This window comes from Streptomyces sp. NPDC002076 (assembly GCF_053593835.1).
In genome coordinates, this window is sequence record NZ_JBSFDI010000023.1 from 128780 (window position 1) to 149845 (window position 21066).

At 71.1% G+C, this 21066-nt stretch carries 13 protein-coding genes and 2 pseudogenes; 5 read left to right on the forward strand and 10 right to left on the reverse strand.

The genetic code is table 11. From position 1 onward, the window contains the following. Window positions 1-290 precede the first annotated feature (290 nt). Window positions 291-1316: a LacI family DNA-binding transcriptional regulator gene (locus ACWCQS_RS36495; RefSeq protein WP_451008453.1), complete on the forward strand. Its 1026-nt coding sequence runs from the start codon at window positions 291-293 to the stop codon at window positions 1314-1316. A 311-nt stretch (window positions 1317-1627) separates the two neighbouring features. Here the strand turns inward: ACWCQS_RS36495 and ACWCQS_RS36500 are convergent, their stop codons facing one another. The 6 genes and pseudogenes from ACWCQS_RS36500 to ACWCQS_RS36525 form a co-directional block, all read right to left on the reverse strand. Further along, window positions 1628-2527: a hypothetical protein gene (locus ACWCQS_RS36500; RefSeq protein ID WP_451008454.1), complete on the reverse strand. Its 900-nt coding sequence runs from the start codon at window positions 2525-2527 to the stop codon at window positions 1628-1630. 436 nt (window positions 2528-2963) lie between these two features. After that, on the reverse strand, window positions 2964-5579 hold the full coding sequence (locus ACWCQS_RS36505; protein ID WP_451008455.1) for a LamG-like jellyroll fold domain-containing protein: 2616 nt from the start codon (window positions 5577-5579) through the stop codon (window positions 2964-2966). A gap of 262 nt (window positions 5580-5841) precedes the next feature. Further along, window positions 5842-6744 carry an SDR family NAD(P)-dependent oxidoreductase gene (locus ACWCQS_RS36510; RefSeq protein WP_451008456.1) on the reverse strand — a complete coding sequence of 301 codons (903 nt, stop codon included), beginning with the start codon at window positions 6742-6744 and terminating at the stop codon, window positions 5842-5844. A gap of 504 nt (window positions 6745-7248) precedes the next feature. Next, complete coding sequence (gene qcrB / locus ACWCQS_RS36515) at window positions 7249-8865, reverse strand: cytochrome bc1 complex cytochrome b subunit (protein WP_451008457.1); 1617 nt, start codon at window positions 8863-8865, stop codon at window positions 7249-7251. A 140-nt stretch (window positions 8866-9005) separates the two neighbouring features. Further along, window positions 9006-9275 carry a WhiB family transcriptional regulator gene (locus ACWCQS_RS36520; RefSeq protein WP_451008458.1) on the reverse strand — a complete coding sequence of 90 codons (270 nt, stop codon included), beginning with the start codon at window positions 9273-9275 and terminating at the stop codon, window positions 9006-9008. 161 nt (window positions 9276-9436) lie between these two features. Then, window positions 9437-9654 (reverse strand): annotated as a pseudogene (locus ACWCQS_RS36525) (cupin domain-containing protein); the annotation flags it as partial. Between the two features lie 227 nt (window positions 9655-9881). Here ACWCQS_RS36525 and ACWCQS_RS36530 point away from each other — a divergent pair. The 4 genes from ACWCQS_RS36530 (at window position 9882) to ACWCQS_RS36545 (ending at window position 13882) form a co-directional block, all read left to right on the forward strand. Next, complete coding sequence (locus ACWCQS_RS36530) at window positions 9882-10778, forward strand: RNA polymerase sigma-70 factor (protein ID WP_451008459.1); 897 nt, start codon at window positions 9882-9884, stop codon at window positions 10776-10778. Window positions 10779-11039: 261 nt separating this feature from the next. After that, a complete protein-coding gene (locus ACWCQS_RS36535; protein ID WP_451008460.1) occupies window positions 11040-11537 on the forward strand; it encodes an Ohr family peroxiredoxin in 498 nt (165 codons plus the stop codon). A 326-nt stretch (window positions 11538-11863) separates the two neighbouring features. Continuing rightward, window positions 11864-12610 carry an SDR family oxidoreductase gene (locus ACWCQS_RS36540; RefSeq protein WP_451008461.1) on the forward strand — a complete coding sequence of 249 codons (747 nt, stop codon included), beginning with the start codon at window positions 11864-11866 and terminating at the stop codon, window positions 12608-12610. Between the two features lie 366 nt (window positions 12611-12976). Further along, a complete protein-coding gene (locus ACWCQS_RS36545; RefSeq protein WP_451008462.1) occupies window positions 12977-13882 on the forward strand; it encodes an RNA polymerase subunit sigma in 906 nt (301 codons plus the stop codon). 159 nt (window positions 13883-14041) lie between these two features. On the opposite strand, the pseudogene ACWCQS_RS36550 reads toward ACWCQS_RS36545, so the two are convergent. The 4 genes and pseudogenes from ACWCQS_RS36550 to ACWCQS_RS36565 all read right to left on the reverse strand — a co-directional run bounded on the left by ACWCQS_RS36550 (window position 14042) and on the right by ACWCQS_RS36565 (window position 20888). Then, window positions 14042-16559 (reverse strand): annotated as a pseudogene (locus ACWCQS_RS36550) (hypothetical protein). A gap of 2 nt (window positions 16560-16561) precedes the next feature. Next, window positions 16562-18445 (reverse strand): HSP90 family protein, encoded by a 1884-nt coding sequence (locus ACWCQS_RS36555; protein ID WP_451008463.1) that lies wholly within the window; start codon window positions 18443-18445, stop codon window positions 16562-16564. Window positions 18446-18491: 46 nt separating this feature from the next. Then, window positions 18492-19478 (reverse strand): hypothetical protein, encoded by a 987-nt coding sequence (locus ACWCQS_RS36560; protein WP_451008464.1) that lies wholly within the window; start codon window positions 19476-19478, stop codon window positions 18492-18494. A gap of 126 nt (window positions 19479-19604) precedes the next feature. Next, entirely contained in the window at window positions 19605-20888 is a 1284-nt protein-coding gene (locus ACWCQS_RS36565) for a protein kinase domain-containing protein (RefSeq protein WP_451008465.1), read from the reverse strand. Window positions 20889-21066 lie beyond the last annotated feature (178 nt).

Sequence of the window (21066 nt, forward strand, 5' to 3'; positions counted from 1 at the left end):
TCCCGTGGGCCCGATGGGCCCGGTGTACGACGTCCCGGCCGTCGGAACGGGACGGCGGGCCGATGCGTGCCATGGAGTGGCCTCCGGTGGTGCGGGGAAGTCGATAGAAATCGATTTCAAGAGAGCGCCCACCAAGCTCCCCCGACAAATGCAGCTTGTTCCAGGAACGGCCGCTTTACAGCGGCGGTAGCTCGGTGACGCCCTTGAAATCCTTTTCAGAGGGAACGTAGGGTTTGATCTCCGAGGGTGTCAAGAGTCCTGTACGGGTCGGGCAAGAGGTCGGAGGACCTATGACGACGATCAACGACGTGGCCCGGGCCGCCGGGGTCTCCCCCGCGACGGTCTCCCGAGTCCTGAACGGGGGCCGCGTCACGGCCGAGCGCGCCGAACGGGTCCGGCGCGCGGCGGCCGAACTGGGCTTCGCCCCCAACCGGGTGGCCCGTTCGCTGCGGATGCAGCGCAGCAGCCTCATCGGACTGCTCATCCCGGACATCGAGAACCCGTTCTTCACCGCGCTGGCCCGCGGCGTCGAGGACGCCGCCCAGCGGACCAGCTTCTCGGTGGCGCTGTGCAACACCGACGGCGACGTCGACAAGGAGCGGCGCTATCTGGACATCGCGATCGCCGAGCGGATGGCCGGCGTCATCGTGGCCGCCGCGTCCCGCAGCCGCACCGATGTGTCGGCGCTGCTGAGCCGCCGCATCCCCGTGGTCGCGGTGGACCGCCGCCCCCGCGGGGCCGGAGTGGACGCCGTGCTGGTGGACAACGAGGAGGGCAGCGCGCGGGCCACGGCACACCTGCTGGCCCGCGGTTACCGGCGGATCGCCTGTATCACCGGCCCGAAGGGCGCCTCGACCGCCGAGGAACGGCTCGCCGGCTACCGAAGGTCGCTCCGCAGGTTCCTGGACGACGCGCCGGACACTGTGGCCGAGGACGTGGACCTGCTGCACGACTACACCCGGCACGCCGACTTCAAGGTCGAGGGCGGGCGCAGGGCCATGGCAGACCTGCTGGCGCTGCCACAGCCGCCGGACGCGGTCTTCGCGGCCAACAACCTGATGGCCGTCGGGGCATTGCAGGCGGTGCGTGAGGCGGGTCTGCGGCCGCCGGAGATCGGTGTGCTGTCGTTCGGCGAGGTGCCCTGGGGGCCGCTGGTGCGGCCCGGCCTCACCACGGTTCAGGTGCCCGCGTACGACCTGGGGCGGACGGCGGCCGGCCTGCTGCTGGACCGGATCGCCGGGACGGAGCGGCCGCTGCGCACGGTGGTGCTGCGCAGTTCCCTCCGGGTCGGGCAGACCACGGCGGGACCGGCGTGAGCCGTCCGGACACGCGGTGCTCCTGCCCATCCGCGGGCGCCAGGGGCGCCGGTGTGGGGGCGCATCGGGACGCTCATCGCCAACGGCGGGCTCGCGCACACCCGAAAGGGCTTCCGGCAGTAGGCCCGCGTTTCGCGAGGATCACCTCAGTAGCCGAGTCCGGCTCGCCGGTACCGCTGTTCTCGTGCACGGTGGAAGACGGAACGCTGATCCTCTCCCCCCCGAGGCCGAGGACGGGCAGCGCCCGGGCGGCCGGCACCTTCGCCACACCAGCCGGCCGCCCGCTCTTCTCGCCGCCCGGTTCGAAACCGTCAGAACCGGCTGGAGCTCAGCCGATCGATGGCCTCCAGGACACCCTTGCGGTGTGCGTGCGTGCGCTCGTATCCCTCGAGAACGTGCAGATCGGACTCGGACAGCCCGAGCAGGCGCCGCTCTATCTCCTCGACGCTGAGCTGGCTGAAGCCGACGATGGGCAGGCTCTCCTCGCTGCTGAGCGCTCCCTCGATCTGCTCGGCCGCGGAGATCGTTTCCGGTTTCTCTTCCACCGGCTCCTCGTCGCCGCCGGGACGCCGTCCGGGTCGTACGGCGTGGCGCATCCGGTCGGCGACGGCCCGCAGCGTGCGGGTGACCGCATGGGCGAGGCCGCCGTCGGCCGTCGGTTCCACGCGGAAGCCGTCGCTCGCGGCGGCCAGGGATCGGGCCTGCCGGGCGAGGCCGTCCTCGAGCAGGGCCAGCAGCTCCTGGTCCTGGTCGCGGAGTTCCCGGAGCAGGTCGAGGGTGGCGCGGTCCTGGGCCTGGTCGGCGAGAACCTCACCGGCTCGGGTGGCGGCGAGGGCGCGGGCAGTGGCCGCGTACTCGTCCTCGGTGTTCCTCAGCAGCTGCCGATCGTTGGCCGGCCCGCGGCCGCGTATCACCCCGGTCACGGTCTTCTGCCCGATGGTCAGCGGGAGTGTGGCCGTCTTCCAGGTGGTGCGGGCGGCGAACCGCGCCATGTCGGTCGCGTCGCCGAGCAGGCCGCGGGGCCGCAGTCCGCGGACGTGGCGTTCGATGCGGTGCACCCGCTGTTCCATGTCGTCGGCCTGGCGCTCGAGCAGCTGCCGGTGCGAGCCGGGCGGCGCGACGGCCGCGTCCGCTCGCAGTCGGTCGCGTGCCTCGGCATGGGCGTGGTGGGCATCCTCGAGCGCCGGTATCAAGGTCTGCGTCATCGCCATCTGGGGGCTGCTCCCTGCATACGGGGGTCGGGTGGCGTTCAACGGCCGCCCGGCCGCCGTCCTCCCGCGGCTGAGCAGCCGGGACCATCCTGCGAGGGCCGCGCCAAGATCACCCGCCGAAAGCAGCCCTCCAAGAGCGGTCGCGGTGCTGCAACCCGGTCCGCCCCACGCCGCCACCGGCAGGGAGAGGGTCCGCCCGGCGGTTCGACCATCCGGGTGAGGACATGGGTCCGCAGCGCGGCAGGACAAGCCCGGCGGCGCGGCTGACGGCGCGACGAGGGCCCCGACCAGGAGGTCGAGGCCCTCGCTTCCGTGGCGCTGTATCGGCTGTCCGAGGGGCAGGTCGACCGCTGACGACACGGTCGAGGCGGCGCGGGGCGAGCGCTGCTTCCGGAACCGGCGTGCGCCGGGAAGCAACGCGTCGGACCACGAGCGATCAGGTCAGGACCAGCTCCAGCACGGTGACCGAGAGCGGCGGCACGGTGCTGGTGAAGGATGCTGCCGCGCCGGAGACCGTGCTCGTCCTGGGCACCAGTGTGTCCGGGGCCGTCAGCGTGTTTGTGGTGGTGCGCGAGGGTCCGGTCAGGACGGTCGCGGTGGCCTGCCTCCTGACGCCCTTGGCCAGCCCCTTCAGCTCGACCGGCACGTTCAGCTTCTCCGTGCCGCAGTTGACGACCGCGAGGTAGAGGCGGTTTCCGGAGCGGGTGGCCACGGTGGCGAGGCCGGGCAGCGCACGTGCGGTGGCCGGCAGCACCGTGTCGCCGAGCCTGCTCGTCAGCATGTGCTGTGCCCAGTAGCTGGGCGACACATAGCTGGTCAGGTTGTCGTAGGCGATCAGGTTGGTGGCCCAGACGTTGTTCTTGACATGCGAGAACAACGGCGCGTAGCACTCCATGAGGACCTGGTCCGAGTTGCGGATCAGACCGGCCAGCCAGGCGGCGTCGCCGAGCGCCGCGTTGAGGTCGGGGGTGGGGCGGCCCTCCTGCGCGGCCCACTCTCCGACGAACACCTTCGTCGAGTTGCGGTCCCGGTTGTCGTACTTGTGGGTGGAGGCCTGGGCGGCGGACGGAGCGAGGTAGTAGTGCTCGTCGATCAGGTCCGGGGTGCGGCTCGTCACGGACGTCGTGGCGATCAGCTTCAGCTGCGGGTACTTCGCTTTGATCGCGTCGTAGAAGGCCGCGAACCGCTCGTCGTACGACCCCGAGGAGTCGAACCAGTCCTCGTTGCCGATCTCCACGAACTCCAGCGGGAACGGCTCCGGATGCCCGTCGGCGGCCCGTCGTGCGCCCCAGGTGCTGGTGACGGGACCGGTGACGTACTCGATCTCGTCGAGTGCGTCCTGGACGAACGGCTCGAGGGCGTCGCCGGTGACGTGTTCGCCCTTGAGTGAGTAGCCGGCGTAGACGGCGAGGACCGGCTGGGCGTGCATGTCCTCGACCCATTGCAGGTATTCGAGGAGTCCGAGGCCGTCCGTGGACCAGTAGCCCCAGGCGTCGTCCCGGTGGCCGGGGCGCTCCCACACCGGGCCGATCGTGCTCTTCCAGTCGAACCGTGTCGCGATGGTGTTGCCCTCGAGGAAGTTGCCGCCGGGGAAGCGCAGGAACTTCGGCTTCAGGGCGACCAGTTTCTCCATCAGGTCGACGCGCAGGCCGTTGGGCCGGTTGTTGTAGGTGGGCGGGAACAGGGACACGTGCTGGAGCCACAGGGTCTCGCCCGCGGCGGCGGTGTCGGCCGTGGTGACGGTCAGCCTCGCGTCACCGGCCACGGGGGTGCGCGAACCGGTGCGCAGGGTCAGCTCGAACGGGCGGTCGGGGAAGGCGGTGCCGATGTGGGGCAGGCGGGCGGACGCGTACACCGTCGCTCCGTCCGCCGACTCGATGGCCACCGTGAGCGGGCCGATGCGTCGCGACGCCTTGGCGAAGAGCCGGGCGGTGTAGGTGGTTCGGGGCCGCACGGGTATGCCCCAGAAGCCGTCATTGGCCACGCCGGCCCGGTTTGCGGCCCCGGTGCCGCTCGGCAGTACGACCTTGAGGGAACGGTTGAGCGCCGCGTTGAGGGGGGTGGCGGTGTCGAGTGCGAGGGTCGTTCCACCGACGGCGGACCAGTGGACGGGCGTGGTGTCACTGGCCATCATCGAGCGGTTCTGCACCAGTTCGGCGTAGATGCCGCCCTCGCCGGAGTGGTTGATGTCCTCGAACATCAAACCGGGGAGGATGGGCGACACGGCGTGCGCCGGGTTGCCGGCGTCCACGCTCAGCAGCGGCGTCGTGGTCTCGACCGGGACCCCGGCCAGCGCCGCGACCTGGTCGGAGGTGAGGGCGGCCGGGAACATCCACACGTCGTCGATCAGGCCGTGCCACTGGTCGACGTGGCCACCGCCGTAGAGGGCACGGCCGACGGCGGTGTCGCCGCTGCCGGCCCAGCCCGCGGTGTAGGCGGTCTCCCCCTCCAGTACGCCGTTGACGTAGAGGCGGATGACGCCGGCGGTCGGATCGCTGACGCCGACCAGGTGGGTCCAGGTGTCGGTGGTGGGCACGGAGGCGGCGGCCGCCACCGCGGCACTCTGGGTGGCGTCCGAGGCCAGCCGGGCGAAGGCGAAGGTGCCGGTGTCGTCGCGCAGCCCCAGGTAGAAGGAGCTGACGACCTTGCCGTCGATGCTGACGGCGGTCTGGTAGCCGCCGAGTTGAGCGAGGTTGACCCAGGCGCCCACCGAGAACGCCTTGGAGGTGTCGAGGGCCGGCCCGGACGCCATGGCGTTCCCGCCCGCCTTGAGGCTCAGGCTGTGGGTTCCGACCTTGGCGGTGTCCCAGCCGGCCGCCCCCTGGAGCGTCGCGGTACGACCGTTTCCGGAGGAGTCGGCGGCCGAGGTGCCGGAGCCCTCGTCGAAGGTCCAGTGGGCGGCTGCGGCGGGGAGGTCCGCGGCGGTGGCGCTTGGAGTGGTACCGACGAGCTGGGCGGCCCCGGCGGGAGCGGCGGCGAGGGTCCCGGCGAGGGAGGCGGCGCCCAGGACGGTGAGGACGGTTCTGCGGGGCACTCCGGCTTCTGAAGGCATGCGGCTCATTCCTCTGTTCGATATATCGATCGGTGATCGGTACTTCGAGCAGCAGGGATCTTAAGGTGTCATCACGACCCGTCAACACCCCTCGTACGGCAACGCGCCCTCTCCGGCCATCAAGGGGCCACGTGCGCCGGCCTCTGCCTCACCGCCGGCTCGTGGGGCAACTCCGGTGCCTGAGGGGCGAGTTGACCGATGAGGATACGATCGTGGCCGCACGAGGACAGTTCCACCTGCCGAACGGGACTTCAGTCGACGGTCAGTGTTCCTGGGCCGTGGGGCGGACCATGATCTCGTTGACCGCCACATGCGGGGGCTGAGTGATCATGAAGGTGATGGCGCGGGCGATGTCCTCGGCATCCAGCCAGGCGTTCTGCGGCAGGCCACGGGCGGCAGCGGCCCCAGGGCCCGTCGCCATCTCCGTCACCGTCATACCCGGCTCGACCAGCCCCACCCGGACACCCCTTCCCGTCACCTCCTGACGCAGGGCCTCGCTGAACGCGCCCACCGCGTGCTTCGTCGCCGAATAGACACCGTTGTTCCTGCGCACCACCCGGCCTCCGACCGAGCTGACATTCACGAGATCAGCGACCCCGCGCGGGCCGTCGGCCGCCGCGCGGAGCAGATGGGGCAAGGCCGCCTGCGACAGGTGCAGGACCGCGTTGAAGTTGAGATCGACCATCCGCTCCCACTGTGCCGGGTCGCCCTCCTCGATGGTGCCCATGGCCACGTAACCGGCGCTGTTCACGAGCACGTCCAACCGCGTGAAGCACTCCACGGTTTCCTCGACGGCCCGACGTGCCTGCGCCACGTCTTCGAGGTCAGCGGTGAGCACCCTGCACGAGCCACCCCGATCACGGATCACCGCGGCCAGATCCTCCAGCCGCCCCGCACGGCGGGCCACCACTGCCACAGCGGCGCCCTGCCGCGCCAGCGACAAGGCCGTGGCCGCACCGATGCCGCTGGACGCGCCCGTCACCAGCGCCGCACATCCCGCCAAGGGCGCATCACCGTCGGCGACGCCGGCGCCTGCCGCCGCGACGCCCTGATCCGCAGCTGCCGCGTGCCCGGCGTTCGGATCCCTCACACTCATGCTCACCCCTGTACAGGTCATCCCGTCCAGGGCGGGCCGAGGTGCCGCGAACCTCGCACCGCCGCCCACCGGCGAGGTGCCGCCCTGCTCTTCGAAGCTTGCACCACGGGGCCCGAGACCGCCTCCGCGCATGCCTCGCCGGTTGCCGTCGGCCGCTTCGAACGGGCATCCGCCCTGTGCCCGTCTTCGGCTGCACCGAGGCGCTGAGCCCCCTGGGCGGGCGCCCCGGCCGTGCTCCGGCGTGACGGGGACAGAGACCCCGGGGTTCGGCCCACCCGGCCGCACAGTGCTCGTGCCCGCCACACCGCACGGCGTGGACTGTCCGCACCCACCGCACCGGGCCCATGGGCCCGAACCCAGGAGCCGCCGCATGACCGCGGTGCCCGCTTCGCCCGACGACACGAATCTCGGACCGAGCGGGAAGCGTCTCCGGGCCGCGAGGGCCCACGGTTGTCCGACACATGCCCTCCCGAACAGGGAGAAGACATACACCCCGCACAGATGCCACGCTCACAAGGGCTGGATGATGCGCTAGCCGCCTTCGTCGCTCTCCGTGATTTCCGTGATGCCCCGTCAGTGCCGCCGGCGGCCGGTGACTTCCTTGTACTCGGCCACGGTGGCTTTCGGGAACTGGGTCCCCGGGCCGTACAGACCGCGGCTGAGCCGTGCCTGCAGGCGCCGGGCGCGGGTGGGTGCGCCGTTCGCGCCGCCCGCTCGGGAGAGGGTGAGGGGCTCGTACTGCTCATGGGCCGTCAGCTCGTGCAGCCTCTCCTGGCCGAGCGGCTGGTGCACCTCGACGAACTCACCGTGCGGGAGTCGCTTGATGACGCCGGTCTCGCGGCCGTGCAGGACCAGGTCCCGGTCGCGCCGCTGGAGCGCGAGGGCCCAGCGCTTGGCGACGACGAAGACGATGACGGGCACCGTGAAGAGGCCGATGCGGACCGCCCAGGTGACGGCGTTGACCGAGACATGGAGCCGGAGCGCGATCAGGTCGTTCGCGGCGCCGACGAGCGCCACGAGATACACACTGAGCCACGCGGCACCGAGTGCCGTGCGGACGGGCCGGTTGCGCGGGCGGTCGAGGAGATGATGCGCACGGTCGTCCGGGGTCAGCCAGGACTCGATGAAGGGGTACGCGCCCAGTGCGAGGAAGAGGCCGACCCCCACCGCCAGCGGGACGAGGTTGTCCAGCGCCAGCGTGTGGCCCCACAGGTTGATCTCCCAGCCGGGCATCACCCGCAGCAGCCCGTCGGCGACGCCCATGTACCAGTCGGGCTGCGAGCCGGCCGACACCTGGTCGGCGCGGTAGGGCCCGTACAGCCAGACGGGGTTGATCTGGGCGACGGCCGCGATGACGAAGACGACCCCGGACACCAGGAAGAACACTCCGCCCGCTTTCACCAGGTACACCCGGAGAAGGAGCCCGACGACGTTCTTCTCGGTCCGTCCCGGCCCCGGGTACTGCGCATGCCGATGGCGCAGGGTGAGCGCTACGTGGGCGCCCACGAGGACGACCATCGCCGCGGGGATCACCAGGACATGCAGGGTGTTGAAGCGTGCGATGAGATCCTCGCCCGGGAACTCTCCCCCGAACAGGAACATCGACAGGTAGGTGCCCACGATCGGGATGGACAGCAGGGTGCCGGAGATCACGGCGAGACCCGTGCCCGACAGAAGGTCGTCCGGCAGGTCGTAGCCGGTCAGGCCGCCGAACATGCCGAGGATCAGCAACAGGAAGCCGCAAGCCCACGTGAGTTCGCGCGGCTTGCGGAAGGCCCCGGTGAAGAAGACGCGCATCATGTGCGCGAACGTCGCCGCGACGAATATCAGGGCCGCCCAGTGGTGCGCCTGCCGGATCAGCAGACCGCCGCGCACGTCGAACGAGATGTGCAGGGTGGAGTCGAACGCCTCCGACACCCACTGTCCCCGCAGGGGAGCGTAACTGCCCATGTACCGCACCGGCTCTGACGACGGGTGGAAGTAGAGCGTCAGATACACGCCGGTGAGGACGAGGACGAGGAAGCTGTACAGGCAGATCTCCCCCAGGAGAAAGGACCAGTGGTCCGGGAAGATCCGGCGCGCGGTGGCCTTGGCCAGACCACGTGTACCGAGTCTGGCATCGGTCCACGCGGCGACCCGCTCTCCTGTGCGGCGGTGCCGCGCCGCGGACGGCTCAGAGTCGCTGACCATCTCTCCTCACTCATTCCTGCACTCGGAAGGCGCTGCGCCCGTACGGCAACGGCCGGTGGAATCCCCCCGGCCGACGGCCGCCGGCCGCTGTCTCTCATAAGACAGTCCGGTACGTGAAGTTGTGACAGGTTCCAGATGGTTCAGGCGGCCGCGCTCGCCGTGTCCCGCTGGCCCGGTGCCCCTCGTCGCAGCATCGAGCGGCGTTCCGCTTCCGTCGTTCCGCCCCAGATCCCCTCCACCGTGACGGCGTTCAGCGCCCAGGCCAGGCACTGACGCGCCACGGGGCAACTGCCGCACACGGCCTTCGCCTCGTCGATCTGCAGGAGCGACGCGCCGCCGCTGCCGTTCCCGACGGGAAAGAACAGATCGGGATCCATGCCCCGGCACTTGGCCGAATCATGCCAGTCCATGAGCTTCCTCCTGCGGGGAAAGGTGTCCGGTACGGGTGTCTTTGCCGGGGATGCCCCTCTGAGCCACGTCAGGGTCTCCGGGAGATGAGACCGCGCGGCAGGCATTTGTGTGACACCGCAGCGATGGACCGGCGCAGCCGCTGTGCTGTCACAGGACGGCGGCGGACCACGCCCTCGATGACGTACCCGAAGGCCGGTCCCGAGTGGCGGTGCGGCGGCGTGGCCGGGTCTCCGGGCTCCCACTCGACGTGAATGGTCATCGCCGAGGCGCCCTCGGGAATGGTGATCGGCGAGGCATCCTGCAGCATCTTCGCCGCGGTCTTCGACCCCCCGGCCGGGGCTGCTCGCCGGGCCCGCGCACAGCGTCCTTGTCCGACATCGTGTTGCACCTCCACAGGGTCATCAGGCCTTTCCCAGTGATGACCGGATGCACGGTGGATCTGTGACACGAGCGGTCGGTGTCACGACATCGGCGGGAACACTGTCGTACATGTGCGAGTGGCTGACGCCACCGGCACATGAAGGAACCGGCGGGCCCACCGTGCCTGGACACATGTGTGTGCTGGTCCGGCTTGTACCATGATGGTCCGAGTACGGAGGACATGGATGCGCACCGATGACGGCACGGGCTCCCTTGACCGGGCGACCAGGGACTTCATGGCAGCGCGTCCCCAACTCTTCGGTATCGCCTACCGTGTGCTCGGCAGCGCCGTGGAAGCCGAGGACATCGTCCAGGAGGCGTGGCTGCGCTGGCAGAACACCGACCGCTCCGGGATCCATGAACCCGCCGCCTTCCTGGCCACGGTGACCGCCCGGCTGGCGATCAACTTCGCCCAGTCCGCCAGGGTGCGGCGCGAGTCCTACACCGGGCCCTGGCTTCCCGAGCCCGTGGACACGAGCGTGGATCCCCAGCTGGGCGCGGAGCGGGCGGAGGCACTCGACCTGGCGGTGCTTTTCCTCCTGGAGAAGCTGAACCCCGTGGAACGCGCTGCCTACGTGCTACGGGAAGCCTTCGACTACCCGTACAAGCGCATCGCGGAGATCCTCGAGACCAGCGTGGCCAACACGCGCCAGTTGGTGACCCGTGCCCGCAAGCGTCTGGCCGCGGAACGCAGAGAGCCGGTCAGCCGTACCGCTCACCGGCGTCTGATGGAGGTGTTCCTCGCCGCGGCGCAGACCGGTGATCTGGCGGTGCTGGAGGATGTGCTCACGGAGGATGTGGTGAGCTACTCCGACGGCGGCGGAATGCGCGGTGCATCGAAGATCCCGGTCTTCGGGATGCCCCATGTCTCCCGGTATCTCGCCGCCTTCGCCCCGCGTTTCTGGCCGCCGTCGGACGTCCGCTGGGTCGAGGCCAACGGCCGGCCGGCCGTCCTCGTCTCGGAGGAAGGAAACGCCAAGGCTCTGCTCTGCGTCGATGTGTCCGCGCGCGGCATCGAACGCATCATGTGGGTGATGAACCCGGCCAAACTGGCTCCTTACGTGGCGTCGCTGGACGCTTGAGGCGGATTCTTCGCGCTGACCTCGGCGCCGGGACACCGATCACGCGGGCGGCCCGCCGGGAGATGTCACAACGGGGCTGACTCGCCGGTCAACTGACTGTCCGTATCCGGCACACCCCTCACCACGTGAAGGCGCACACGATATGACACCCCGTACATGCGAGGCCGTGGGCTCCGTCCAGCGCCCTACGGCCGCCCACGCCCGCACATCTGCTCCGGCTCCGCGCCCGGTGGTGCACCGCGACGTCGAGGGGGTCACACGGTGAACGAGCCGATCCGGTTGCCCGATCTGTCCACCGACAAGGACTTCACCGGGTCGTCCTTCGCCCCGATCTACACCACGACGGTGACGGTGAGCGGTGGCATGGCGAGTCACGGCCGCGCCACGGGCAGGGCCCGCTCCGCCGACGGAGCCCTGGTTCTGGACCTGCGTATGCCCGCCGAACTGGGCGGAGACGGCCAGGGGACGAATCCGGAGCAGTTGTTCGCCGCCGGCTTCGCCGCCTGTTACCACGGGGCGCTGAGCCTGGTCGCGCGGCAGGCCGCGCTCGACCCTTCGGTGATCTCCGTGGAGACGACCGTGGCATTCGGGCGGGACCCGGAGGACGGCGGTTACCGGTTGCGCGTGGACCTGGTGGTCAAATGGCCGGACGTCGATCCCGCCGTCGCCGCCCCGCTGATGGAGAAGGCCGATTCGCTCTGCCCGTACGTGAAGATGGCCGGGCAGGGAACGCCGACGAACATCACGCTGGACTCCTGACCGGGCGCACGGTTCTTCCCGGGCCGGCAGCCGGCCGGCCCGGCCACATCCGGCGCGGACACGGTCAGGAAGGGAACAGGGGGCACCACACGCCGGCGTCGGCGGCCTCCGACCCGCAATGTCGTGACACGGGTGCCGTCGACGCAAGCTGTCACAGATTCCCGCACGGTCCGGTCGTAGTGAGTGACGGAAAACTCGCCGAATGACGCCGGGCCACCCCTGAACGACTGCCCGATTCCCGGAATGCGGTGTCACAAGCAGGGCCCCTGTCCGGTCTCTTCTTGTGCAGGCCGCATTACAGACAACACCTCCGAAAGGAATCCGTTATGAAGGTCGTAGTGATCGGTGGAACCGGGCTCATCGGCTCGAAGGTGGTCGCCAGGCTCAAGGAGCACGGACTCGAGGCGATCGCGGCCGCGCCCAACACCGGTGTCAACACGCTGACCGGCGAGGGCCTGGCCGAGGTTCTGGAGGGCGCGTCGGTCGTGGTCGACGTGTCGAACTCCCCCTCCTTCGAGGACCAGGACGTCATGGACTTCTTCCGCACCTCCACGACCAACCTCCTCAAGGCGGAGTCCGAGGCCGGCGTGACGCACCACGTCGCCCTCTCCGTCGTCGGCACCGACCGGCTCCAGAGCAGCGGGTACTTCCGCGCCAAGCAGGTCCAGGAAGAGCTGATCAAGGAGTCCGGCGTCCCGTACTCCATCGTCCACGCCACCCAGTTCTTCGAGTTCGCGAAGGGGCTCGCCGACGGGATGACCGAGGGCGACACCGTGCGCGTGCCCGCCGCCGGCATCCAGCCCATGGCCTCCGACGACGTGGCCGCGGCCGTCAGCCGCACCTCGGTCGGCGCCCCGGTGGGCGGGGTGGTGGAGACCACGGGCCCCGAGGCGTTCCAGCTCGACGAGTTCATTCGCACGGGGCTCGCCGCCAAGAACGACCCCCGCACGGTCGTCGTGGACCCGCACGCCACCTACTGGGGTGCCGAGCTGCAGGAGAACACGCTCCTGCCGGGGCCCGACGCGCACATCGGTGAGGTCACGTTCGCCGACTGGCTGGCCCAGCAGCAGTGAGCGCTGAAGGGTGGCTCCTGCCGGAAGGCGGGGGCCACCTTTGCGTTCTGCCCGGGATCAACCCACGAAGCGAACCGGCTCGCCGTGTTCGACCACGAGGAAACCCCATTTGTCCGCTCCGCTCGTCTCAAGGCGCTCACCGGCGTCTGCACCATCGACCCCGACCACAGCACGATCGGCCTTTCCGTCCGGCACACCATGGTCGCCGGCGTTCGGGGGAAATTCACGCATATCCGCCGTACGGCCGGACCGCACGGAGGCCGCCTGATGGACGCCGCCGCCGGCCCGGCCGGTGTCACAAGATCCCTGCGAGTCCGGTCTAACGGTTGAAGCCGCCGTCCGCTGCGGCAGGAGGGACGATGCCGTATGGATGACGCTGACGCGGTACCGATCGCGGAGCTGCTCGACGAGCGTCGGCATCTGCTGGATGTCGCCTACTGGATGCTGGGCAGTCCGGATGCCGCCGAGGGCGTGGTCGACGAGACGTACCGCCGCTGGTACGGCCTGTCGGACGCCGAGCGCCGACGGATCGCACCCGTCCGGTCCTGGCTCTCCAGGACCGCGGGCGGGATCTGCCTGAGCCGCCTCGCACTTCCCGACCGGGGCGCGACGGGCCGGAGCGAGGCTCCCCCCACGCGGCCGGGCGCCACCGAGCAGGCGCGGACGCTGCTGGTCCAGGAGGTCAGCCGGGTGCTGCTGAACGCGCTGGATTCCCTCTCGCCCGCCGAACGGGTGGCGTTCGTGCTCAACGCCGTCTTCGGGATGACACCCGACACGGTCGCCGACATCGTGGGTCGCCCAGAACCGGAATGCGCCGAACTCGCCGATCGCGCGCGCCACAGCCTGCGGCGGCAGCGCTCACGCCCCACCACGCCCCAGGAACACGACGCCCTCGCCCGGGCCGTCCGGCAGGGCTGCGTCGACGAGGACACCCAGCAGCTCACCCGCCTGCTCGCACCGGACGCCACCGCCTTCTTCGACGGCGGCGGCAAGGTCCGGGCGCTGACCAGACCCGTGCATGGCGGCGGGCAGGTCGCCCACAGCCTCGTCACCCTCCTCGCCGGCCGTCCCCGCACCTCGCTGACCAACCATCCCGTCAATGGCCGCACCGGGCTGGTCGCCCGCTACGACGGCCAGGCGGCCGCCGTCATCGGCCTCGACATCTGCGATCACCAGGTCACACAGGTCTGGATCACCCTCAACCCCGACAAGCTGCACCTGTGGAACCACCCGTCCGCTCCCGGTGAGCCCGGCTCACCCCCGGCCCCCTGACGGAGGCCGGCACGTGGCGATCCGGGGCGGCAGCGCCGGAGGGCTCACCGTGGCCCTCTCGGTCGCGTCAGGCGATCTCCCGAGCTGATTGCGGCGTGCAGGGCCGGCGGCACGCCCGGTGCCGGGGCGGGCTGTCGCGCCGGCACCGGGTCCGCCGTATCAGCTCTCGTCGCGCAGCCGGGCCGCCAGGGAGGTCAGCGGCTCGGTCTCCCCGGTGTGGCCCAGGGCGGTGAGGCGGGAGACCGCCGCGTCGAGGCGGGTCCGGGCGGGGGCGGGGCGTTCCAGGTAGATGCCCTCCACGGCGGCCGCGAGGCGGACGCATTCGGCCCACTCGCCGGCGTGGTCCTCGTCGGATCCCGGTTCGCCGAGCAGGGTGAGGGCCTTGTCCAGGGCGGCCAGGGCGGTCTCGTACTCACGGCCGTAGGCGTTGACCCGTCCGTGTTCGTAGGCCAGGGCAGGGTCCAGGGAGCGGCCGCGGGCCTCGAACCCCGCAGCGCGGGCCTCGTCGGCGATCCTGCCCGCGTCGGCGAGGAAGGCGAGGGCGTCGGCCAGGCCCTCGGCACCCTGCTGCTGGGCCTGGAGGCGGGCGAGTTCGCGCAGGCAGCTGCTGAGCTGCTCGTAGCGCGGGGCCCGGGCGTGGGCGGCGAGGGCCTGGTCCGCGGCCTCGCGGGCCCGGCCGAACTCGCCGGACTCGGCGAGGAGTACGGCGGTCTCCGCGGCGATCATGGCGTGGCTTCCGGGGTCGTCGTCCCAGCCGGCCCTGCGCGTCCCCCCGGCCGAGCTGGATCCGGGCGCGCAGGCTGAGCGTGCGGGGCAGGTGCCAGGCGGGGCCGTGCGCCTTCAGCCGGTCGAGGAGGGCGTCGATCTCCGTGGCCGCGGCGGGCAGATCGCCGGAGAGGGCGTACGTACTGGCCCGCAGCAAGAGCGCGCCGGAGACCTGTCCGGCGATGTCGTGCCGGGTGGCGAAGTCGAGCAGCAGGTCCACCTCGGCGAAGACCGGCGCGACGTGCTCGTCGTTCCGCGACGTCTGCAGACGCAGGCCCAGCGCGGTCGCCCGCAGCCGCAGCAGCCGGGCCTCCTGGTACGGGGCGAGGCCGGTCGTCTCCTCGTGCAGACGGACGAGGGCCGCGTGGGCGGCGGTCAGCGCGGCGGCCTTCGCCTCGGCTCCGTCGTCCGTGGGGATCTCGCCCGTGGCGAGCAGGGCGCAGGCGCGGGCGAGCACCGCGTGACCCGGCGCTCCGGCCTCCTCGTACAGGCTCGCGGCCTCCTCGTACCGGGCGGCGGCTGCGGCGAAGTCGTCCTTCTCGCCCGCCCGGCCCGCCTCGTCGGCCAGCAGATCCGCGCGCAGCCGTACGAGCGGTCCCACGGCCGCGTCGTCGGGGTGGGCGTAGTCGGGGGCGGCGACGAGCGTGTTCAGCCGTGCCCAGCAGGCCGCTTCGTCCGGATGCCCCTCCTCGTCCAACTCCCGTGCACGGATGATGAGTTCGGGCAGAGACTCGGGGACGGCGGCGGCCGGGCGGGCGGCGGGCGTGGCGGCCGGGGCGGCCGGGGCCACCTCGTCGAGGCCGCGGGTGCGCAGGGTCAGTTCCAGTGTGTCCCGGAGGGGGGCATGGTCGAGGCGGGCCCTGCGGCGGTCGGTGTGGGCCGTGGTTCCGTTGCGGGCGTCGAAGCGGGCGGCGAGGTCGTCGGCGCGGCCCCGCACCTCGGCGCGCAGGCCGGCCACCGTCCAGGTGCGGCCCGCCCATCCGGCGGCCGGCAGTTCGCCGTGGCCGAGGAGTTCGACGCGCTGGAGGAGGACCTCCACGCCGGTGAGGAAGCTGAGCAGGTCCAGCGGCGAGTCGACGTCGTCGAACAGGCTCCGGTTCTCGGCGAGCAGTTCCAGGCCGCGCGCCTCGTTGCCGGTCAGCGCGCAGAACTCCAGGTGCCGGCCGACCTCCCCGGACATCGAGGGGTTGCGGCGGCAGCCGCGGTAACCGGCCAGGTGCAGCTCGCGGGCCCGGTCGGTACGTCCGGTGCGCAGCAGGGGAAGCAGCGCGTACGAGATGGAGCGGGCGGGCTCCTCCTGGCAGGACTCCTTCCCGGCCAGGACGGGCTCCCAGGTGCGCAGCGCCCGCTCGTCGTCGCCCGCCGCGAGGTGGTACCGGGCGCGCTCGCAGATCTCGCAGGCCTCGCAGTCGCTGAGCCGGGTGCGGGTGCGGCCCGCCCACAGCTCGAAGGCGAGGTCGCTGTCCTCGCCGACGTGTGCGGCGAGTTGGTACGCCTGCCCGTAGTAGGGCTGGAGGTCGAGCCCGGCCTTCTCGTACCGGTCGCGCATCTCCGTCAGCCACTGGCGCAGGCTGGCCAGCGGAATCTCGGGCAGCTGGCGCAGGGCGTGGGCCACCCACTTGAACCGCCAGAACAGCGTGTGGCGCAGTCGTTCGTCGAAGACGTCGGGCTGCTCGTCGAAGAGGGTGAGCAGGCGGGCGAAGACGACCGGCGACTTCCTGGGTTCGGAGCCGTAGGTGTACGCCTCCTGGAGTTCGAGGAGTGCGTGGACGAGCGGGACGGGTTCCGCGAACTGCTCGGCGGCATCCACCAGTTCCTCGGCCGTGACGGTGCGGGTACGGCCGTAGGGGCGCCGGTCGTTCTCCTGGAGCGCCTGGTACAGCTCGTCAGTGTTCTGGGGTGCGGTCGGCATCGTCAGCTGTCCTTGCGGAGGGCGTGGGCGAGAAGGTCAAGGAAGGAGCGGTTGATCAGGCTCGATTCGGCGGGCCTGAGCGGGCGCCGGGACAGCATCGCGGCCTGCCCGTAGAGGGCTTCGGCGCTGGTGCGGGCCAGTTCGGGTTCGTCGATGGTGACGGCCGTGCGGACCAGCGGATTGAGCTGGTTGAGGATCAGCTGGGCCCGCGGCGCCTCCTGCCGCAGGTGGCCGAGGATGTCGCCCCACAAGCCGCCCTGCTGCTCGCGGGCGAGCTGGGAGCGGGTGCGCTCGTGCCGGGCCTCGCGGCTGTCGAGGAGGAGGGCCGGGGCGGAGGCGGGCTGGAAGGTGCGCAGCGCGACGTCGCAGTCGAAGACGGCGAGGGCGTCGCGGGCCTGGGCGAGGTAGGCCGCGGCGGCCAGTTCCGTCTCCCGGTCGACGGGGTCGAGGTGGGCGGTGAGCGTGACCGGGTCCAGGTCGGCGACGCTGACCTCCGGCCTGATCTCCGGCAGCCGGTGGACCAGTTCACGGTCGTAGGTGTAGCCGCCGTTGACGACGCCGAGCCCGGCGGCCGAGGCGATCGCCGCGACCTGCCGGAACTCCTCCACGCTGGAGGTCACGAGCACGGTGCGGTGGGTGCGCGCGAACTCGTCCAGCGTGGCGTGTCCGTCGGTGGTCTCGAACGGCAGCCACGGCAGCAGCATCCGCAGGATCTCGTCGTCGTGCACCGCCAGCGACTTCACCGCCAGGTGGTGGGCCTGGAGGAAACGGCCGAGGAGGTCCGGGTCGCTGGCGGCGGTCCGGGCGATCCAGGCACGCAGCAGTTCGGCGAGGGCGTCACGGACGGCGGCGAGGGTGTCGTCCTCGTACAGGGACTCGCGGGACGCCGTCGGGCGCAGGCTCTCGGCATCGACGACACAGCGGACGAAGAACGCCCACTCGGGCAGGATCTCCTGGGCCTGCTCGGACAGCAGCATGCCCTTGACGTGCACGCGGTGGCCGTGGCGGCGCCCGGCCGGCACCGCCTCGGGCAGCACGCACGCGATGCCCTTCAAGCCCACGGCCGGCAGGTCCAGCTCGATGGTGTCCAGCGGCGTGAACCCGAACACCTCCGCGCCGTACGCGGCCAGCGCGCGGGAGCGTGCTCCGGGCGTGGGGTACGGACGCGCCCAGGGTGCGGGCTCGGGGTTGACGGATGCGCCCGGGCCGCCCGTGCCGTCGTCGAAGGTCACGGGATGGCGCAGCAGGGAGCCGAAGTGCCGGGCCAGCGCGTGCACCTGTGCCGGCCGGGTCCACTCGCCCGCGTCGGCGCGCGGCGTCAGTGTGACGGTGGTGCCGGGTCCGGGGCGGGCGGAGGCGGGCAGGGTGCGGACGGAGTAGCTGCCGTCACCGCGTCCCCGCCACTCCACGGCGGGGGCGTCGGGGGTGCGGGCGCAGCGGCTCAGGACATGGATCTCGTCCGCGACCAGGAAACAGGAGAGCAGGCCGATGCCGAACTGGCCGATGAAGTCGGCGCGTTGCTCGGCGACCTTCCCCCAGCCTCGAATGGGCTCGGCCGGGGGGACCCCCATGGCGCGCTTGCTGCTGCGGCCGATCGTGGCGAGGAAGGTGTGCACGTCGGCCTCGGTGAGACCGACTCCGTCGTCCTCGACACGTACGACCGAACCGTCGGCGTACAGGCGGATGCCGAACGCGCCGGTGGGGGCGGCCGGTTCGAGACCGTACCGCGCGGTCAGCGCGTCCACCGCGTTCTGCAGGAGTTCACGCAGGTAGACGCGGGGGCTGGAGTAGAGGTGGTGGGAGAGGAGATCGACGAGGCCGCGCAGATCCACCTGGAAGGTGCGGTCGGCGCCGGCCGGGCTCGAAGGGGTCGCGGGCAGAGTCATCGGGCAGTCCGGGGTGAGGTGGGCGACGGCGGGTGGGGTGGCGGTATCAGGCGTTGCGCCGGGCGCGGGCGTACATCTCTTCCGGCTTCGCCATGTACCTCCAGGGCCACGAGGTGTAGGCGCCTTGCAACTCGCGGAAGACGCGGGGCAGCACGAGGCGTTCGGAGGCCAGGGACAAGGCCATGGCGAAGATGTTGAAGTCCTGCTGCCAGCCCGGGCGACGCACGTAGGCGGGGTGGAGGATGCTGCGCTCGGCCGTTTCCAGCAACTCGTCCTGGATGCCGGGGGTGATGAGGCAGTTCTTACGGTCGGACTCGACCCAGTCCTCGATGTGGGCCATGGCGATCACACAGCCGAGGCGATGGCCATCGGGTGCCCGCGCGAACGCCTCACGGGCGAACGCCAGGGCCTCGCCGGGCTCGCCGCCCCAACGGGGCTGCAACTGCGACACCCACTCGATGTGGGTCGCCAGGTCCAGCGGGTCGCGGCGCAGGGCGGCGTCGAGCCGGGTCTCGTTGACGGCGGGGCCCAGCGACATGCCGCGGCCGGAGGTGAGCAGGCGGCGCCATGGTGTGACCCATTCCGGCCGCAACTCGGCGGCCTCCAACAGCTGCTCCTCGGCGATGTGCAGCCGCTCGTGGAAAACCCGCCACTGCTCCGGCGTGACATCCGCGGCACGCGCGCGGGTGCGAGCCTCCCAGCCCCAGTTGATGTGGCGCGCCCCGGATATCAGCAGGGCCGTCGCCCGGTACTCCTTGTCCTCCTCGACGGCCCGGCCGACCCAGTCCTGCACACCGTCCAGGTCGGCGAGCTCACCGAGGACTTGATCGTCCCGGCCGAGATCGAAGGGGGCCAGCGCCGCCTTGACCGCCGCCCAGTCACCCGCGCCGGCCGCCTCGACCAGCGCGAGCACCCGCGCGTCTCCGAGCGCGCGCAGCGTGTACATCCCGTTCTTCTTCCAGCGCGGGACGGCAAGGGCGTACGGATCCGCCGCCGGTCTCTCCCCACCCCTGCCGAACAGTTTGCCGAACATGCCGCGCCCTCCCCAGGTTCCGCGTGATCGTTCGGTGCAGCATAAGCGGCACCACCGACACTGCTTCCACAGGGTTTCCACCGGTGGTTCACGGGGTCGGACGGTGTGCCAGGGAAGCGGGAAGCTCTAGATCTGGTGAGGTGTGCCGGGCGACAGGATGACCCGCACGATGGCGTGACGTGGCATCTTGCTGCCGGGCGAGGGTGTCTGCTCACATACTCGGCCGACGGGCGTGCCGGGATGAGGGCACTCTCGGTGCCGGATGGGCTGGACGCGTACGCCGGCTGCCTGGGCGTTCGTTCGGGCTTCGGTCATGGTCTCGCCGATCAGCGAGGGTGCCGCGACCCGGGGACGAGCAGAGGCGTGGGATCCGATGATCAGATAGGTGCCCACGGCGGCCGCCAGCAGCACCGCCATCGCCTGAAGTGGCCGGCGGATGCGCCCTCGGCGCACAAGGCGTGGTTTCCGGGGATCCCGGGGCGGCGGTGGCGGGGTGTGCCGAACCGTCGCGGGTGGAACCGGCAGGGACGAGGTCACCGCCGTGGCACGGCCTGCCAGCACCTTCCCGATGGCGTCGCGCATCTCTTCGGCGGTCTGGTACCGGTCCGCGCGATCCTTGGCCAGCGCGCGCAGCACCAGGGTGTCGTAGGCGGCAGGCAGCCGCGGGACGTGGGCAGAGGGAGGCACCGGTGGTTCCGAGAGGTGCTTCATGGCCACGGCCAACGGGGTGTCACCGGTGAACGGGGGGCGGCGGGTGAGCAGCTCGTACAGCAGGCAGCCGGTCGAGTACAGGTCGGTGCGGACGTCCACCTGCTCGCCCCGGGCCTGTTCCGGCGAGAGGTACTCGGCCGTGCCCACCACCACCGAGGTGCGGGTGAGGGTCGTACCCACCTGATCCACCGAGCGGGCGATGCCGAAATCCGTCACCTTCACGCTGCCCTCGTGGGAGAGCATGACGTTCGCCGGTTTGATGTCCCGGTGCACGATGCCGTGGCGGTGGGCGTGATCGAGCGCCTCCAGCACGCCGGCGGTGAGTTCCAGGGCGTGCTCCGGTCCGGTGATCCGTGCCTCGCGCACGAATTGGAGCAACGTGGTGCCCTTGACGTACTCCATCACGAGGTACGGGACGAGCCGGCCGTCGATCGTGTCCTCGCCCGCGTCGTAGACGGCCACGACGGACGGGTGCCCCAACAGGGCCGCCGAGACGACCTCACGGCGGAAACGCGCCCAGTGTTCGGCATCGGCCGCCAGGTCCGGCCGGAGCGTCTTCACGGCGACCTGGCGGAACAGCAGCAGATCGTACGCCAGCCATACCTCGGCCATCCCCCCGCGACCCAGAACGTGTTCCAGACGGTAGCGTCCGCCCAGACGACGCGAACGATCCACGGTGCTCCCCCTCGTTGCCGACATCCGCCGAGGCACCGTAGGGACGGTTCTTGTGGGATCTCTGTGAGGGGGATCGAGGTGGGCGTACGCCAACCGGGCCAAGGGACCTAGTGCCGCATCAAGCAACGTTCGCCTCTTGGGACGTCGACTGGTAGTTGGCCAGATGCCCGCACCCGGTCGTAGGAAATGACTGTGATGGCCA